The sequence below is a fragment of the Thiorhodococcus drewsii AZ1 genome (assembly GCF_000224065.1).
Lineage (GTDB): Bacteria > Pseudomonadota > Gammaproteobacteria > Chromatiales > Chromatiaceae > Imhoffiella > Imhoffiella drewsii.
On sequence record NZ_AFWT01000128.1, the window covers coordinates 1 to 786 of the forward strand.

At 60.9% G+C, this 786-nt stretch carries 2 pseudogenes; one reads left to right on the forward strand and one right to left on the reverse strand.

The window, feature by feature from the left end:
- Window positions 1-61 precede the first annotated feature (61 nt).
- A pseudogene (locus THIDRDRAFT_RS23355) lies at window positions 62-283 on the forward strand (transposase domain-containing protein); the annotation flags it as partial.
- A gap of 222 nt (window positions 284-505) precedes the next feature.
- Here the strand turns inward: THIDRDRAFT_RS23355 and THIDRDRAFT_RS26345 are convergent.
- Window positions 506-786, reverse strand: a pseudogene (locus THIDRDRAFT_RS26345) (IS3 family transposase); the annotation flags it as partial.

The window sequence follows — 786 nt, forward strand, 5'->3', positions numbered from 1 at the left end:
TGAACAACTGCGCATAATCCGGAGGTGCGCATAATTGCGTTTATGCCCTGCTGGGCATAAACGCAAGAACTGGCTGTTCGCTGGTAGTCCCAAGGGCGCCGAGACTAGCGCCTTGCTCTACAGCCTGATCGAGACGGCCAAGGCCAACGCCCTCGAGCCCTGGGCCTACCTCAACCATCTCTTCGAATACCTACCTTCGGCCAAGACCCCAGAGGCCATCGCGGCACTGTTGCCGCACAATCTGACAATGGACGACATCAAGCCGCTTGGGTCAATCCTGTAATTCCCCGGACGCTTACGGCCGAGGATCGCGTCGCCCAATTCGAGCAGCTCGCTGACGCGATCAAGGCCGTGTTTCCCCTGGCCCCCTCAAGCAAGCACATGAGCGGGCGTGATCTGGGCCGGCAACAGCCGACCCCCGCCTTGCGCTACCGGGCTGCGGAGGTCAGTACTTGCGCTTGATCACATGCGGTAATTGTCAAGGTAATTGTCGCCTGCATCGTTGTCACACCGCGTGATCTAACGGGGTGTGTTCCAGATCGCGCTCCGGGTTGAGGGAGACGACCGTAATCGGCGTCCAGTTGCGCGTTGGTCCACTCCAGCGTTCGGGGTGTTGGTCGCGTGCGACCTGGTTGAGGGCGTGGCGCTGAGCGAGGATCTGGGGATCCTCCCCACGATGGCGTTGCTCAGGGGTGACGAAGCGGATGGCACTGTGTCGATGCTCGGTGTTGTAGCCGCCGACAAAGCGATGAACCCATCGCTGGGCATCCTCCAAGCTCGCGAAGC